14 protein-coding genes are annotated in these 16,284 nt (G+C 59.5%); 7 read left to right on the top strand and 7 right to left on the bottom strand.

All coding sequences use genetic code 11. The annotated features are described in order from the left end of the window. Positions 1–4 precede the first annotated feature (4 nt). The 6 genes from glpD to ulaG all read right to left on the bottom strand — a co-directional run bounded on the left by glpD (position 5) and on the right by ulaG (position 5,918). Positions 5–1,513, bottom strand: a complete 1,509-nt coding sequence (glpD, locus tag ACUXAC_RS23675; RefSeq protein WP_049202828.1) for a glycerol-3-phosphate dehydrogenase — start codon at positions 1,511–1,513, stop codon at positions 5–7. Positions 1,514–1,759: 246 nt separating this feature from the next. Continuing rightward, positions 1,760–2,518: a DeoR/GlpR family transcriptional regulator gene (locus tag ACUXAC_RS23670; protein ID WP_004930797.1), complete on the bottom strand. Its 759-nt coding sequence runs from the start codon at positions 2,516–2,518 to the stop codon at positions 1,760–1,762. Positions 2,519–2,568: 50 nt separating this feature from the next. Continuing rightward, the gene (gene glpG, locus ACUXAC_RS23665; RefSeq protein ID WP_336948365.1) at positions 2,569–3,405 is read right to left on the bottom strand and encodes a rhomboid family intramembrane serine protease GlpG; all 837 of its coding nucleotides are present in this window, start codon (positions 3,403–3,405) and stop codon (positions 2,569–2,571) included. A 171-nt stretch (positions 3,406–3,576) separates the two neighbouring features. Then, positions 3,577–3,903 carry a thiosulfate sulfurtransferase GlpE gene (glpE, locus tag ACUXAC_RS23660; protein ID WP_004930790.1) on the bottom strand — a complete coding sequence of 109 codons (327 nt, stop codon included), beginning with the start codon at positions 3,901–3,903 and terminating at the stop codon, positions 3,577–3,579. A gap of 84 nt (positions 3,904–3,987) precedes the next feature. Then, complete coding sequence (ulaR, locus tag ACUXAC_RS23655; protein ID WP_454266897.1) at positions 3,988–4,743, bottom strand: HTH-type transcriptional regulator UlaR; 756 nt, start codon at positions 4,741–4,743, stop codon at positions 3,988–3,990. 110 nt (positions 4,744–4,853) lie between these two features. Continuing rightward, positions 4,854–5,918, bottom strand: coding sequence for an L-ascorbate 6-phosphate lactonase (ulaG, locus tag ACUXAC_RS23650; RefSeq protein ID WP_060424495.1), 1,065 nt, complete (start codon positions 5,916–5,918; stop codon positions 4,854–4,856). A gap of 354 nt (positions 5,919–6,272) precedes the next feature. Between ulaG and ulaA the strand changes: the two genes are divergently transcribed. The 6 genes from ulaA to ACUXAC_RS23620 are packed head-to-tail and all read left to right on the top strand — an operon-like array spanning position 6,273 to position 10,695. Then, positions 6,273–7,670 (top strand): PTS ascorbate transporter subunit IIC, encoded by a 1,398-nt coding sequence (ulaA, locus tag ACUXAC_RS23645; protein WP_060424498.1) that lies wholly within the window; start codon positions 6,273–6,275, stop codon positions 7,668–7,670. Positions 7,671–7,684: 14 nt separating this feature from the next. Next, positions 7,685–7,993 carry a PTS ascorbate transporter subunit IIB gene (ulaB, locus tag ACUXAC_RS23640; protein WP_047729673.1) on the top strand — a complete coding sequence of 103 codons (309 nt, stop codon included), beginning with the start codon at positions 7,685–7,687 and terminating at the stop codon, positions 7,991–7,993. 10 nt (positions 7,994–8,003) lie between these two features. Continuing rightward, complete coding sequence (gene ulaC / locus ACUXAC_RS23635) at positions 8,004–8,471, top strand: PTS ascorbate transporter subunit IIA (RefSeq protein WP_387445135.1); 468 nt, start codon at positions 8,004–8,006, stop codon at positions 8,469–8,471. Between the two features lie 12 nt (positions 8,472–8,483). After that, on the top strand, positions 8,484–9,140 hold the full coding sequence (locus ACUXAC_RS23630; RefSeq protein ID WP_070913845.1) for a 3-keto-L-gulonate-6-phosphate decarboxylase UlaD: 657 nt from the start codon (positions 8,484–8,486) through the stop codon (positions 9,138–9,140). Between the two features lie 9 nt (positions 9,141–9,149). Further along, the gene (locus ACUXAC_RS23625; protein ID WP_387445133.1) at positions 9,150–10,004 is read left to right on the top strand and encodes an L-ribulose-5-phosphate 3-epimerase; all 855 of its coding nucleotides are present in this window, start codon (positions 9,150–9,152) and stop codon (positions 10,002–10,004) included. A gap of 4 nt (positions 10,005–10,008) precedes the next feature. Beyond that, positions 10,009–10,695 (top strand): L-ribulose-5-phosphate 4-epimerase, encoded by a 687-nt coding sequence (locus tag ACUXAC_RS23620; protein WP_060424600.1) that lies wholly within the window; start codon positions 10,009–10,011, stop codon positions 10,693–10,695. Positions 10,696–10,698: 3 nt separating this feature from the next. Here ACUXAC_RS23620 and malT read toward each other — a convergent pair whose 3' ends face one another. Further along, the gene (gene malT, locus ACUXAC_RS23615; RefSeq protein WP_060424501.1) at positions 10,699–13,413 is read right to left on the bottom strand and encodes an HTH-type transcriptional regulator MalT; all 2,715 of its coding nucleotides are present in this window, start codon (positions 13,411–13,413) and stop codon (positions 10,699–10,701) included. Positions 13,414–13,873: 460 nt separating this feature from the next. Between malT and malP the strand changes: the two genes are divergently transcribed. Then, positions 13,874–16,279, top strand: coding sequence for a maltodextrin phosphorylase (gene malP, locus ACUXAC_RS23610; protein WP_454266895.1), 2,406 nt, complete (start codon positions 13,874–13,876; stop codon positions 16,277–16,279). Positions 16,280–16,284 lie beyond the last annotated feature (5 nt).

Below are 16,284 nucleotides of genomic sequence, written 5' to 3'. Positions count from 1 at the left end.
CGGCTCAGGAAGCCAGAGACAGCGCTTTCGTTTTCGCGTGTTCCGCCAGCCAGGCTTTCACCCGCGCCTGTTGCGCGTCGTCCAGCCACATACCCAGCTTGGTGCGGCGCCAGATGGCGTCGTCCAGCTCTACGACCCACTCTTTGTCGGTCAGGTAGCGCAGTTCGGCTTCATACAGACCGTGGCCGAAATCTTCGCCCAGATCGCCGAGGCCGTTGGCGCCGGCCAGGATCAGCTCGCTCTGGCTGCCGTAGGTGCGGGCATAGCGGCGCGCCAGGGCTTCCGGCAGCCAGCCGTGCGCACGGCGCAGTTTGGCTGCGTAGCCGTCGCGATCGCCGCCGATGTCACCGCCTGGCAGCGTGGCGTTTTTGGTCCACGCCGGGCCGCAGCCTGGGTAGTAGTGGGCCAGTTTTTCCATCGCGTGCTCGGCCAGCTTGCGGTAGGTGGTCAACTTGCCGCCGAAGACCGACAGCAGCGGCGCCTTGCCTTGCTCGTCGTGCACGTCCAGCGTGTAATCGCGGGTGATCGCCTGCGGCGAATCGGATTCGTCGTCGCACAGCGGACGCACGCCGGAGTATGTCCAGACGATGTCGTCGCGGCCCAGCTGCTTCTTGAAGTGATCGTTGTACACTTTCAGCAGATAAGCGATTTCGTTCTCGTCGATCTTCACGTCCTTCGGATCGCCTTTGTACTCCACGTCGGTGGTGCCGATGATGGAGAACTCGTCATTCCACGGGATCACGAACACGATGCGGTGGTCTTCGTTCTGCAGAATGTAAGACTGCGGCTGATCGTGCACGCGTGGCACCACGATGTGGCTGCCTTTGATCAGGCGGATGCCGTAAGGCGATTTCAGCTTCAGGCCGTCGTCGAAGAAGTTTTTCACCCACGGGCCGGTGGCGTTCACCAGGCCTTTGGCGCGCCAGGTGAAGGTTTTGCCGCTGTCGATATCGACCGCTTCCACCATCCACAGGCCGTTTTCACGCCATGCGCGGGTCACTTTGGTGCGGGTGCGCACTTCGCCGCCGCGTTTTTCCACTTCCTGCGCGTTCAGCACCACCAGGCGAGCATCGTCGACCCAGCAGTCGGAATATTCGAAACCGCGCTTCAGTTCAGGCTTCAGCACCGACTCTGGTCCAAAGCGCAAGCCCTTGCTGCCCGGCAGGCTGGTGCGTTTGCCCAGGTGATCGTACAGGAACAGGCCGATACGGATCATCCAGGCCGGACGCAGGTGCGGCTGGTGCGGCAGGCGGAAACGCATCGGGAACGCGATGTGCGGCGCCAGCTTCAGCAGCACTTCACGCTCGGCCAGCGCTTCGCTCACCAGACGGAATTCGTAGTGTTCCAGGTAGCGCAGGCCACCGTGGATCAGTTTGGAACTGGCGGAAGACGTAGCACAGGCCAAGTCTTGCGCTTCCAGTAGCAGTACCGACAGCCCGCGCCCGGCAGCATCCGCCGCGATGCCGGCACCGTTGATGCCGCCACCGATAACGATCAAGTCTTTGGTTTCCACGTCATCTTCCTCCAGATGTTCGAAATAGCTCTTTCATGTTCGTTTTCGCTCATGATTGTAATCAAAAACCAACAAGCAAGCCAAGACTTAACCAAACAAAAACATTTAGGCGTGATAGAGGTAACAGTTTGGTGATGATAGTCACATAAATGATGTGGATATGGCGCGAGCGCGCAAACGGCTGTCGATGAAGAGGGCGGGGGGTAGGAAACGGGGCGGCGGCGCGCCCCGCAGGTTAACAGCGGATCAGCACAGCTCCAGCTGCACGTCGTACTGTTCGATGATTTTCATCACGCTCGGCGGCGGCAACTGGTCGGTAAACAGGTAGTCGATCAGATTCATGTTACCCAGGTTGACCATGGCGTTGCGACCGAATTTGGAGTGGTCGGTGACCAGCATCACGCAGCGGGAATTTTCGATAATCGCGCGTTTGGTGCGCACTTCGTGATAGTCGAATTCGAGCAGCGAGCCGTCCATATCGATGCCGCTGATGCCGAGAATGCCGTAATCGAGGCGGAATTGGGAGATGAAGTCCAGGGTGGCTTCGCCCATGATGCCGCCGTCGCGGGTGCGCACTTCGCCGCCGGCCAGGATCAGGCGGAAGTCTTCCTTGGCGGTCAGCAGGGTGGCGACGTTGAGGTTGTTGGTGACCACGCGCAGGTTCTTGTGGTTCATCAGCGCATGGGCCACCGCTTCCGGCGTGGTGCCGATATCGATGAACAGCGTGGCGCCGTCCGGGATCTGGCTGGCGACGCGCTGCGCGATGCGGGCTTTCTCTTCCGACCACATCACCTTGCGATCGTTATAGGCAGCGTTGACCGAGCTGGAAGGCAGCGCCGCGCCGCCGTGGTGACGCTGGATCTTGTTCTGGTCGGCCAGGTCATTCAAATCGCGGCGAATCGTTTGCGGGCTGACGTCAAAATGTTCCACCAGCTCTTCCGTGCTGACGTAACCCTGCAGGCGCACCAGCTCGATAATTGCGTCATGACGCTGTGTTTGCTTCACGATAATCCCCTAAAACGCCCGCTGTGCCCGCTGGGCACAGCTCCCGGCTGTTATTGTTCGTTGTGTGCGCGATGACGCGTATCCCAAAATGCCATCAATAACCCTAACACTAAACCGGCTACGTGTGCCGCGTTGGCGATCGACATTCCTAAAATATCGAAATATCCGGCCACCAGCCACAGCACCGAGAACACCATCAGCCCGCGCGGCAGCATCAGGCCGCGCTCCGGCGCCCGTTCGCCCGTCAGCCACACATAGCCCATCAGCGCATAGACCACGCCCGACAGCCCGCCGAACAGCGCGCCGCTGAACAGCGATTGCGCCCAGCCGCTGAAGAAGGCCGACACCACCGCCAGCACGAACAGCTTGCCGGCGCCGAGGCGTTTTTCCATCTGGCCGCCGAGATACCACCACCACATCAGGTTAAACAGGATATGCAGCAGGGAGAAATGCAGGAACGCATGGCTGACCCAGCGCCACAGCTGCGTGTATTGGCTGCTGTCCTGCGGCCAGGAGAGCCAGTACATCACGGTGTTGTCGCCCAGCACCTGCATCAGGATGTAGATCGCGATGCACAGCACCATCACGCCGAGCGTCAGCGGCCCGGCCTTGCTGCGCAGGGTGTGCAGGTAGGATTCGCTCTGATAGTGCAGACCGGCGTCGGTATGGCCGGTCTGCCAGCTGGCGGCCTGATAACGGCGGTTGAGCGGATCGACCAGAAACTGCTGCAGCTCGTGTTGCACCTGTTCGAGGTGGCCGTCGTCGGCCAGCCAGATTTCCGCCGCCTCGCCGCTGTTGCGCAGCTCAAGCCGGATGCCCTGGGTCGCCATATAGTCGACAAAGGCCAGCGCCAGGCGCGGGTTGGATATGGCGATTACTCTAACCATTGCTCTTCCGTCGTAAGTGAATGATTTTGGCCGCGGCTTGCTCGCCGGCGACCCTGACGGCCGATTATAACGTCGAAATCCTGAGCGCTGGCAAACGGATCTGCGAAAAACCCGCGAAAACGCGCACAAAAATGAAGGGGAAGCCCGCCGACGCACGGCGGGCGGCGGGAATCAGGCAGAGGTTTCCACGTCTTGCGGATACTGGCGGGCCCAGGCCTCGAAGCCGCCGTCGATGCTGTAGACCGCGTCGAACCCCTGGTGCAGCAGGTACTGAGCCGCGCTGCGGCTGCTGTTGCCGTGGTAGCACATCACCATCACCGGCCGCTCGAAGTCATTTTGTTGCATAAAGGCCGACAGGGTGGCGTTGGTGAGGTGAAAGGCGCCCGGCGTATGCCCGGCTTCAAAACTTTGCGGATCGCGGATGTCGACCAGGGCGGCGCTGCCCTCTTTCCAGCGGGTGTACGCCTGCTCAACGTTGATCGCTTCGAACTGTTCCATACTGCTGACTGCCTCGTAATTGGGGGACGCCGCTATTGTAACCAACTCTGCGGCGTTTAAGACCAGATTAAGGTTGTGGTTTTGTCACACCAGCAGCACTTCAACGCCTTGCTGACGCAGTTGCTCAACGATTGCCGGATCGGCGGCCCGGCCAGTGATCACCATGGCAATTTGCTCGGTGCGGCTGAACAGCATGCCGGCGCGTTGGCCGACTTTGCTGCTGTCGACCAGCACCACCAGTTTACCGACATAGTTGAGCATCTTCTGTTCTGCCATCGCGGTCAGCATATCGGTTTTATACAAACCGTCAGCGGTGAGGCCGATACCGCTGGTGAACATCCAGTGCCCGGCGTACAGGGTTGCGTCGCCTTCCTGAGGCGCCAGAGTAATCGACTGGGTTTTGTTGTACTGGCCTCCCATGATCACCACGCTGTCGTGTTCCTGATCGATCAGGTAATTCGCTAGCGGCAGATAATTGGTGATCACCTGAACCGGCTTGCCGCAAATTTCACGGCCCAACAGAAATGCGGTGGAGCCGCAGTTGATCACCACGCTTTCACCCGGCTGACAGAGCTGTGACGCGGCCGCCGCAATGCGCATTTTTTCATCGAGGTGCTGGGTTTGGTGGATATTGAGCGGCGTCCAGGCCGGGCGCGGAGTTTGCGTGGCTTCGGCGCCGTTGCGTACTTTGCGCAATTTGCCGATTTCATTCAGCTTGTTGATGTCCCGGCGCGCGGTGGCCGGAGAGATGTCAAACGCCGCGATGACGTCCGCCACGGAGATTTGCCCCTTGCGCTGCAAGAGATCGAGAATAGCGTTGTGGCGTTGGGACTCTGTCATGCGGGCTCCGTGGAGAGAAAAAACGTCGTTGCCTTCGATTATATGCGCGCCGTTTGACGATTTGAATCATTGCCGTTCAAAAGCGCGCATCCGTATGCAACACCGATTGATTACAAGAAAGACTTGAAGGGCAGGTCGGGTTCCTGGATGAAACAATCATCGAACCCGCGCGGGTAGTGATATTCCAGATTGTCTTTGTCCTGCGGCCAGATGAACTTGCCGCCAACCTGCCAGATAAACGGTTTGAAACCGTACTTGAGCCGGTCCTTTTTCATATCCCACAACACGCGGATCTCCTGCGGATCTGCCTGGAAATTAGACCAAATGTCATGGTGGAAGGGGATAACGACCTTGGCGTTCAGCGATTCCGCCATGCGCAAGATGTCTGCGCTGGTCATCTTGTCAGTAATGCCGCGCGGGTTCTCGCCGTAGGAACCGAGGGCGACATCGATCTGATGATCGTTGCCGTGCTTGGCGTAATAGTTGGAGTAGTGGGAATCGCCGCTGTGATAAAGGTTGCCGCCCGGCGTTTTGAACAGGTAGTTGACCGCCCGCAGGTCCATGCCGTCCGGCAGAACGCCCGCCGCTTTTTGTTCCACCGGCAATGTGATGAGTGCCGTGCGATCGAAGGCGTCCAGCGCATGAATTTCAATGTCTTTGATTTTTATCACGTCGCCAGGTTTGACGGTGATGCAGCGCTCCGGCGGCACGCCCCAGCCGATCCAGATATCTACGCAGCTTTGCGGCCCGATAAACGGGACGGTGGGGGCGCAGTTCTGCAACACTGCCGCCGCTACGTTCACATCGATATGATCGTTGTGATCGTGCGTGGCCAACACGGCGTCGAGCTGGGTAATGGCGAACGGATCGAGCACGAATGGGGTGGTGCGCAGGTTCGGTTGCAGTTTACGCACCCCGGCCATGCGCTGCATTTGGTGGCCGGTTTTCATCAGCGGGTTGCCGTGACTCTGCTTGCCGGTGCCGCACCAGAAATCGACGCACAGGTTGGCGCCTTCTTCAGACTTGAGCCAGATGCCGGTGCAGCCCAGCCACCACATGGCGAAAGTGCCGGGCGCGACGTTCTCCTGCTCTATCTCTTCGTTCAGCCAGGTGCCCCATTCGGGAAAGGTGTTCAATATCCAGGATTCGCGGGTGATGTCGTTGACTTTACTCATGGGTCGTTCCTCGTTGGCGGTGATAATGCAATCACAAATAATCATTTAAAGATTTTATGTGATTTGTTTTGATCGAATCTAGCACCGTTTTTTTCAACTGACAACGATCGAAATACACGTTAACACCGCCGGATTTACGTGCTGCGCCGTCCTTCTATCTCCTTTTTGTTTGATTAACTGCTATTAAATTCAATGAGTAATGAAATGTAAGTTGTCTAATTCATTGAATGTTAGTGGAATTGATTTTTAACTTGCGAGGTTGTTCACAAATAATCATTAATGATCTTTTTGTGATTTATTGTGATTGGTATGGTGAAGGCGTTACCTGCATGCCAACCTTTTCGGGAGAGCCGTATGGAAACTCTTTACACCATCTTCACCGTCTTTTTTAACCAGGTGATGACCAATGCGCCGCTGCTGTTGGGGCTGGTTACGCTGCTGGGTTACACGTTGCTGCGCAAAAGCGCGGCGGTCATTATCAAAGGCACGATCAAAACCATTATCGGTTTCATGTTATTGCAGGCCGGCTCCGGCATCCTGACCGGCACGTTCAAACCCGTTGTGGCGAAGTTGTCCGAGGTATACGGCATCAACGGGGCGATTTCAGATACCTATGCCTCGATGATGGCCACCATCGAACGTATGGGGGACGCCTATAGTTGGGTCGGCTACGCGGTCTTGCTGGCATTGGCGCTGAACATACTCTACGTGTTGTTGAGGCGCATCACCGGCATCCGCACCATCATGCTCACTGGCCACATCATGTTTCAGCAGGTTGGGTTGATCGCGGTATTTTTCTACATTCTGGGTTACGGCATGTGGACGACGGTATTGTGCAGTGCGCTCTTGGCTTCACTGTACTGGGGCATCACCTCCAACATGATGTTCAAACCGACGCAGGCGGTAACGGAAAACAGCGGTTTCTCCATTGGGCACCAACAGCAGTTCGCTTCGTGGCTGGCATACAAGGCCGCACCGTATCTCGGTAAAAAAGAGGACAGCGTAGAAGATCTGAAGCTGCCCGGATGGCTGAACATTTTCCATGACAACATCGTGTCCACCGCCATCGTGATGACGCTGTTTTTCGGCATCATTCTGTGCTCGTTCGGCTTGGACACTCTGCAGGCGATGGCCGGTAAAACTCACTGGAGCATCTATATCCTGCAAACCGGGCTGATGTTCGCGGTGGCGATTTTCATCATCGTGCAGGGCGTGCGCATGTTCGTCGCCGAATTGACCGAGGCCTTTAACGGCATTTCCCAACGTCTGATCCCCGGCGCGGTACTGGCCATCGACTGTGCCGCCATTTATAGCTTCGCGCCCAACGCCGTGGTGTGGGGTTTTATGTGGGGCACCATCGGCCAACTGATCGCCGTCGGCATACTGTTAGCGCTTGGCTCTTCCATCATGATTATTCCCGGTTTCATTCCCATGTTCTTTTCTAACGCCACCATCGGCGTATTCGCTAACCACTTTGGTGGCTGGCGCGCGGCGATGAAGATCTGTCTGGTGATGGGAATGATAGAGATCTTCGGCTGCGTGTGGGCCATCAAACTGACTGGGCTAAGTGCCTGGATGGGCATGGCGGACTGGTCGATTCTGGCGCCGCCGCTGATGCAAGGGCTGAGTCTGGGCCTGTGGTTTATGGGCGTGGTGATCGTTATCGCCCTGCTGTACATGTTCTTCGCCGGACGCACCCTGCGTGCGGAAGAAGATGCTGAAAAACAATCGGTTGAATCGGCGTCACGTTAATAGGAGTGCAGATTATGACGGTACGAATCCTGGCGGTATGCGGTTGCGGACAAGGCAGTTCCATGATCATGAAAATGAAAGTCGACCAATTTTTAACGCAGCAAGGTGTGGATCATTCGGTCAACAGCTGTGCGGTGGGGGAATACAAATCCGAGTTGAATGGGGCTGACATCATCATTGCTTCCACCCATGTCGCGGATGAAATCGTCGTCAGCGGCAACAAATACGTGGTCGGGGTACGCAATATGCTCTCGGCGGCGGACTTCGGCCCGAAGCTGATGGACGTCATCGGCGCGCATTTTCCGCAAGATTTGAAGCAGTGAGGAGCGAGTCATGAAGCTGAGCGATTCGTTGGCGCAGAATAACGCTATCCAACTGCAGGCGGAGGCTGCCGACTGGCGCCAGGCGGTGCGGCTGGGGGTCGATCTGCTGGTGGCCGCCGGCGTGGTGGAACCCCGCTATTTCGACGCCATTTTGGCCGGCGTCGAACGGCACGGCCCTTACTTCGTGCTGGCGCCGGGCCTGGCGATGCCGCACGGCCGGCCGGAGGAAGGGGTGCTGAAAACCGGCTTCGCCTTGGTCACCCTGAAGACGCCGGTGTGTTTCGGCGATGAGGACAACGATCCGATAGACATCTTGATCACCATGGCGGCGGTGGACGCCAAAACGCATCAGGAGGAGGGGATCATGCAAGTGGTGAACCTGTTTGAAGATGAGGCGAATTTCGATCGCTTGCGGGCCTGTCGCCACGCGAGCGAGGTATTGGCGTTGATCGACAAAACGTCTACGGCGGCGAATTGAAGGGGACAAACAATGAACACGCATTTACCGATGTTGCAGGTGGCGCTGGATAATCTGTCCATGGCTGCGGCTTATGACACGACTCGCCTGATCGCGGCCGAAGTCGACATCATCGAAGTCGGCACTATTTTGTGCGTGGCAGAAGGCGTGCGAGCCATACGCGATTTAAAAGCGCTGTATCCGGATCGCATCGTGTTGGCGGACGCAAAAATCGCCGATGCGGGTCAGATTTTGGCGCGAATGTGCTTCGAGGCGCATGCCGATTGGATCACGGTGATCTGCTGCGCTGACATCAATACGGCCAAGGGCGCGCTGCAGGTGGCACATGAGTTCGGTGGTGACGTGCAGATAGAACTGACGGGGTTCTGGACCTGGGAACAGGCGCAGGCGTGGCGTGAAGCGGGAATTGGTCAGGTGGTGTATCACCGCAGCCGTGACGCGCAGGCGGCGGGGGTATCCTGGAGCGATGACGATATCCGCGCGGTTCGTCGCCTGAGCGAGATGGGTTTTAAGGTGACGGTCACCGGCGGACTGGCGCTGGAGGATTTGCCTCTGTTCCAAGGTATTCCCATCCATGTCTTTATCGCCGGGCGCAGCATTCGTGATGCCGCCGATCCGGTCGCGGCGGCGCGGGAATTTAAACGTGTCATCGCCCAGCGGTGGGGCTGAGGAGCGGTTATGTTGCACAAATCCGTGCCGTTGGGCATCTATGAGAAAGCGTTGCCGCCGGGCGAGGACTGGCTGACGCGCCTGCAACTGGCGGGTGAGTTGGGATTCGATTTCGTTGAAATGTCGATCGATGAAAGCGACGGCCGCCTGGCGCGGCTGGACTGGAGCGTTGAACAGCGGCTCGCGTTGGTTAGCGCCGTTGCGGCGAGCGGTGTGCGCGTGCCTTCTTTATGCCTCAGCGCCCACCGGCGTTTTCCGTTGGGCAGTGAAGACGACACGACGCGCGACCGAGGACTGGATATCGTGCGAAAAGCTATTCGGCTGGCGCAGGATACCGGCATCCGGGTGATCCAACTGGCCGGGTATGACGTTTATTACCAGCAGTCTACTGCGCAGACCCGCGCCCGGTTCCGCGCCGGATTGGTGCAGGCGGTAGAGATGGCCAGCTGTGCACAGGTCATGCTGGCGATGGAAATCATGGACTATCCGCTGATGAACTCGATCAGCAAGGCGCTGGGCTATGCCCACTACCTGAATAACCCGTGGTTTCAGCTGTACCCGGATATCGGCAACTTGTCTGCCTGGGACAACGATGTGCCGATGGAGCTCATGGCCGGGCGCGGACATATTGTGGCGGTACACGTTAAGGATACGCGGCCGGGGGAGTTTAAGAATGTACCGTTCGGCGAGGGCGTAGTGGATTTCGTACGCTGTTTCGAAACGTTGCTTGCGAGCGGCTATCGTGGTCCCTATCTGCTCGAGATGTGGAGCGAGAAAGCGAACGATCCGCTGCGGGCGGTGCGGGAGGCGCGTGCCTGGGTGGTTGAACGCATGGTCGAGGCCGGGTTGGAAATAAGGAGGTAGCATGCTGGAGCAACTGAAAAGTCAGGTGTACCGAGCCAATATGGCGTTGCCTGAGCACGGGCTGGTGACCTATACCTGGGGCAATGTCAGCGGTATCGATCGGGCCAGTGGGCTGGTGGTGATCAAACCCAGCGGCGTACCTTATGAAACGATGCGGGCTGAGGATATGGTGGTGGTGAATGTGCGAGGTGAGGTTGTTGAGGGGCAACTGCGGCCTTCGTCCGATACGCCGACGCATTTGGCGCTGTACCGGGCATTCCCTCAACTCGGCGGTGTGGTGCATACGCACTCCACCCATGCCACCGCCTGGGCGCAGGCAGGGGAAGCGATACCGGTGCTCGGCACCACCCACGCCGACTATTTTTCCGGCGATATTCCTTGTACCCGCGGGCTGACGGCGGAAGAGGTGGCGCGGGAATATGAGCTGAACACCGGTCGGGTGATTATCGAAACCCTGAAAGGGCGTGAACCGTTGCACGTTCCCGGTATCCTGGCGTATCAGCATGGCCCGTTCAGTTGGGGAAGGACGCCGGATGAGGCGGTGCATAACGCCGTGGTATTGGAGGAGGTGGCGAAAATGGCGTGGATCAGCCGGGATATTAACCCCGGCCTACGGCGGATCGATGACTATCTGCTGGAAAAGCATTTCAGCCGCAAACATGGCGCCGGTGCCTATTACGGCCAGCGCTGACTCTCAGGCACCGTAACCCATCATCTTCAACAGCTGCTGCGCCTGCTGCACCGCTTCCTGGCGATGGGCTACGCCGAGCTTCTGGTACAGGTTGCGGATGTGCGTCTTGATGGTGGTGGCCGCCACGTCCAGCTCGCCGGCGATCTGGTCGTTGCTGTAGCCGGAATAGATCAGCCCCAGCACCTGCCATTCGCGCTGGGTGAGCGGGCTGGTGCGGATCAGCTCCGGCACCTGCGGGTGGGTCAGCAGCTTATCGACGAAGTTCTCGTCAAAATGCGCGAACTTGTGCCGATGATGCTGGTTGATGTCGCGCAGGATGCGCTGGGCGCGATGCTGTTCCAGCTCCGGCAGCGTGTTGAGCTGGATCAGCTGGCGCAACTGCTGCGCCATCGCTTCGCCCTCGATGACGAAATGGCTGATAAAGCCGGTGCGGTTGGCCAGCGACAGCGCTTCGATCAACGCCTGCTGCGCTTCGCCCTTGCGCTCTTGCAGCCAGTACAGCTGGTTGCTGAGCAGCAGGTTGCGGTTGAGATCGCTCACCAGCCGCAGCCGGCGGGCGTTCTCGTTCAGTTCATCCAGCACCACGCCGGCCTCGTCATACTGGCCGAGCAGAATCTGCACCCGCGCGATGTTGCGCCACTGGCCCTGCGTGAAGTGGTTATCCGCCATGCCGGGCTTTTCGGTGTGGCGCAGCCACTGGGCGGCGGCGGCGGTGTCGCCGGTCATCTGCCAGTGGATCACCCGCGACTTGTCGGTGTTGGTCAGCCAGTCGCGATGGTAGTGGGCGCCGTGCAGCAGGGTTTCGCAGCGCTGCAGGTGAGTATTGGCATTGTCCAGATCGCCGCGCGCCAGCGAGCATTTGGCCAGCATGGCGATGCACTGCAGCTGTTGCTGCGGCTGGTAGTTCGCCAGGATTTTCAGCCCGGTGCGCGCCGCGTCTTCCGCCTCGTCCAGCCGCGACCACGACCACAGGATCTGCGCGCGAATGCGCAGCAGGAACTCGTGCATCGGCAGCTGTTCCAGGTGCTGCTCGCGGATCAGTTCGAACGCCTTGTCCTGGGTTTCGTAAGCGGCCTGCAGGAAGCCCTGGGCGATGAGGATTTCGCTCTGCTGCAGCAGCGCCCAGAGCGCGTAATGGTTGGCCTGATGGCGACGCGCCATCTGCTCGGTTTGCTGCATCATCGGCAGCGCGCGCGCCAGCTCGCCCTTGCAGTGGTGCACTTCGCCGGTCACCGAGGTGGCGACGATGCGGCTGTAATAGCTGGACAGCGGCAGGAATTTCAACGCTTCGGTCGCCAGCCGTTCGGCCTCTTCCGGTTTGCCGGCGTTGATCGCCACCTGGGCGCGCAAGGCGTCGAACTCGGCGTGCAGCGTTTGGTCTATCTCGATTTTCTGTTCGCGCATGGTGCGCTCGGCGCGTTCCAGCAGGGTGTTGACCTCGCCGTAGCGGTGCTGGCTCTGCGCCAGCCAGGCCTGCAGCAGCGCCAGCTTGGGATTCTGGATCAGGCGCTCATAGGGCAGCGCGTTGAGGCACTCTTCCAGCAAGGCCAGTTCGCTGTGGTGGAACAGCGACCAGGCGTGTTGCAGCAGGATATCGCGCAGCATGCTGACGTCGCTGGCCGCCAGCGCATGGTGAATGGCCTCTGCCGGATATCCCAGCGCCAGCCAGCCTTCGGCGGCGGCGCGGTGCAACCCCGGCAGCTCCAGTGCCAGTTCCCACTGGCAACGCTGGCGCAGGAAAGAGGCGAACAGCGGGTGGAAGTTGAACCATTCGCCGGTGTCGTCCATGCGGTGGATAAACAGCCCCTGGCGCTCCAGCTCCTCCAGCCGCTGCTGGCCGTTGTCTTCGCCGGTCAGCCGCACGATCAGCGCGTCGTTCATCGAGCGCAGCACTGAACAGCGCAGCAGGAAGGCGCGCGCATCGGCATCGACGTGATCCAGCACTTCGTCCACCAGGTAGTCGGACAGGTGACTGGCGTTCAACCCCGCCAGGCGCTTGGCCGACAGCTGGGCCGACGAGGCGGACTGACGGGCCGACAGCGCGATCAGCTGCAGCGCGGTGGCCCAGCCTTCGACTTCGTCGCACAGGCGGCTGCTGTCCTGCTGTTCCATCGGTGCCGCCAGGCGGCAGTCGAAGAACTGTTTGGCTTCCTGATGGGTAAACGCCAGCTGCTGCGTACCCATTTCCAGCAGCTGATCGCGCACCCGCAGATTGGCGATGCCGAGCGGCGGCAGGGTGCGCGAGAGCAGGATCAGCGTCAGGTTTTCCGGCTGATGGCGCAGGAAAAAGCGCATGGCTTCGTGGATGGCGTCGTTGGTGATCAGGTGGTAGTCGTCGATCACCAGGTACAGCGGCTGGTGCCAGTCGGCCAGCTCGATAAACAGCTGGGCGAACAGCGCCGACAGGCTGGCGTACTGATGCTTCTGGCTCAGCGCCTCGCTCTTGACGCAGCGGCCGCCGCTGGCCTGCTGCAGCGCGGCGATCAGGTAGCTGGCGAAGCGCTCCGGCTGGTTGTCGCTCTCATCCAGGGAATACCAGCCCAGATCGGCCTTGCCGGCCGCCCATTGGGCGATCAGCGTGGTTTTCCCGTATCCCGCCGGGCAATTGACCAGTGTCAGGCGATAGTTGCCCGCGCTGGCCAGTTTGGCCAGCAGGCGATCGCGGATCACGGTATTTTGCAGCCGTACCGGGCGGCTCAGTTTTGATGGGATCAGCATAGTATTCCAGGGTATAAATCGCGGTTCCCGCCGGGATTGGAGTGGCGCTAATTATTTTATGGTTCGTAATTAATAGCTCCCCCTAACTTCTGCCAACCCTAAACGTATTGCAACAAGCTTCCGCATCGGCTTGGAGTTAAGTTGCTATCGATCACACTTTTTTACGTTTGGCGCCGGCGCGCGGCGATGCGGTTGCAGATCGCATTTCCGGCCATGGACAAAACTTCAGCAGTGCGAATACTTGTGCTAACGTCATGGTTAACGTTCTCAGTGCTCGCCGCACGCGTTGGCGGGCTTTTTTGCATCGTTGCAAGGGAGTCAAAAAGTGCCTGAGATCACAATTCCAGCTACGCCCCAATCCTCCTCCCCAGCTAATCCCCAGGCGGGATGATGCCGTCAGGCTTTCTCACCGGCACGATAGCGGCAATTTGACCCACTTACTGGATAGAGAGTTTTCCTTATGTCACAGCCTACGCTCAAGAAGGATGCTTTTCTGGCGGCGCTTGCCCGCCAGTGGCAACGGTTCGGCCTCAGTTCCGCACAGCAGATGACGCAGCATCAATGGTGGGAAGCCGTCAGTGCGGCGCTGGCCGAGCAGTTGGCCGCGCAGCCGGCGCCGCGCAAAAGCGCCAAACCGCTGCGCCATGTGAACTACATCTCGATGGAGTTTCTGATCGGCCGGCTGACGGCGAACAACCTGATCAACCTGGGCTGGTACGATACCGTCGAGCAGGCGCTGGCGGAGCAGAACGTCAAGCTGGCGGATTTGCTGGAGCAGGAAACCGATCCGGCGCTGGGCAACGGCGGGCTGGGGCGCCTGGCGGCCTGTTTCCTCGACTCGATGGCGACGGTGGAGCAACCGGCCACCGGCTATGGGCTGAACTACCAGTACGGGCTGTTCCGCCAGTCGTTCCAGGGCGGGCAGCAGCAAGAGGCGCCGGATAACTGGCAGCGCGAGAGCTACCCGTGGTTCCGCCACAACGCCGCGCTGGCGGTGGACGTGGGCATCGGCGGCAAGCTGGAAAAGCAGGTCGACGGCCGCGAACTGTGGCGCCCGGCCTTCACCCTGCGCGGCGAAGCCTGGGATCTGCCGGTGCTGGGGTATCGCAACGGCGTGGCGCAGCCGCTGCGCCTGTGGCAGGCGACCCATCAGCATCCGTTCAACCTGAGCGATTTCAACGACGGCAAATTCCTGCAGGCGGAGAAGCAGGGCGTAGAAGCCGACAAGCTGACCAAGGTGCTCTACCCGAACGACAACCATCAGGCCGGCAAGCGCCTGCGCCTGATGCAGCAGTATTTCCAGTGTGCCTGCTCGGTGGCGGACATTTTGCGCAAGCACCATCAGGCCGGCCGCAAGATTGAAGAGCTGCCGAAGTACGAAGTGATCCAGCTGAACGACACCCACCCGACCATCGCCATTCCGGAAATGCTGCGTATTCTGCTGGACGAACACCATCTGGAGTGGGAGGCGGCCTGGGCGATCACCAGCAACACCTTCGCCTATACCAACCACACCCTGATGCCGGAAGCGCTGGAGTGCTGGGATGAAAAACTGGTGCGCAGCCTGCTGCCGCGCCATTTCTCCATCATCAAACAGATCAACGCCAGGTTCAAAAAGCAGGTGGATAAGCACTGGCCGGGCGACGAGGCGGTGTGGGCCAAACTGGCGGTGCATCACAACAAGCAGGTGCGCATGGCCAACCTGTGCGTGGTCAGCGGCTTTGCGGTCAACGGCGTGGCGCAGCTGCACTCGGATCTGGTGGTGAAAGATCTGTTCCCGGAATATCACCAGCTGTGGCCGAACAAATTCCATAACGTCACCAACGGCATCACGCCGCGTCGCTGGCTGAAACAGTGCAACCCGGCGCTGTCGGGCCTGATCGACGAGACGCTGAAGGTGGAATGGGCGAACGATCTCGACGCGTTGCGCGGGCTGGAAAAATTCGCCGACGACCCGGCGTTCCGCCAGCGTTATCAGCAGATCAAACGCGACAACAAGGTGGCACTGGCCCATTACGTGCACGGCGTGATGGGGTTGACGCTCGATCCGGACGCGATTTTCGACGTGCAGATCAAGCGTCTGCACGAGTACAAACGCCAGCACCTGAACCTGCTGCACATCCTGTGGCTGTATCGCCAGCTGCGCGACAACCCGAATCTGGACATCGTGCCGCGCGTCTTCCTGTTCGGCGCCAAGGCGGCGCCGGGCTACTACCTGGCGAAAAACATCATTTACGCGATCAACCAGGCGGCCGAGAAGATCAATAACGATCCGTTGGTGAAAGATCGCCTGAAAGTGGCGTTCATTCCCGACTACCGCGTGTCGGTGGCCGAACTGATGATCCCGGCGGCGGATATCTCCGAGCAGATCTCCACCGCCGGTAAAGAGGCCTCCGGCACCGGCAACATGAAGCTGGCGCTGAACGGCGCGCTGACGGTCGGCACGCTGGACGGCGCCAACGTCGAAATCGCCGAGCAGGTGGGCGAAGACAATATCTTTATCTTCGGCAATACCGTGGAGCAGGTGAAGGCGATACTGGCGAAGGGCTACGATCCGCTCAGCTACCGCAAGAAAGACAAGCACCTGAAGGCGATTTTGGACGAGCTGGCGAGCGGCGCATTCAGCCACGGCGACAAGCACGCGTTCGACATGATGCTGCACAGCCTGCTGGAAGGCGGCGATCCCTATCTGGTGCTGGCGGACTTCGCCTCGTACTGCCAGGCGCAGCGCCGGGTCGACGAACTGTACCGCGACCGGGACGAATGGACGCGGCGGACTATCCTTAACACTGCGCGCGTCGGCATGTTCAGCTCGGATCGCTCGATTCGCGATTACCAGCAGCGCATCTGGCAAGCCAAACGTTAAGGAGA

The organism is Serratia sp. 121840015-1 (genome assembly GCF_053627655.1).
Note: the sequence above shows the minus strand (reverse complement) of the source record. Positions and strands in the feature narration are given on the sequence as shown.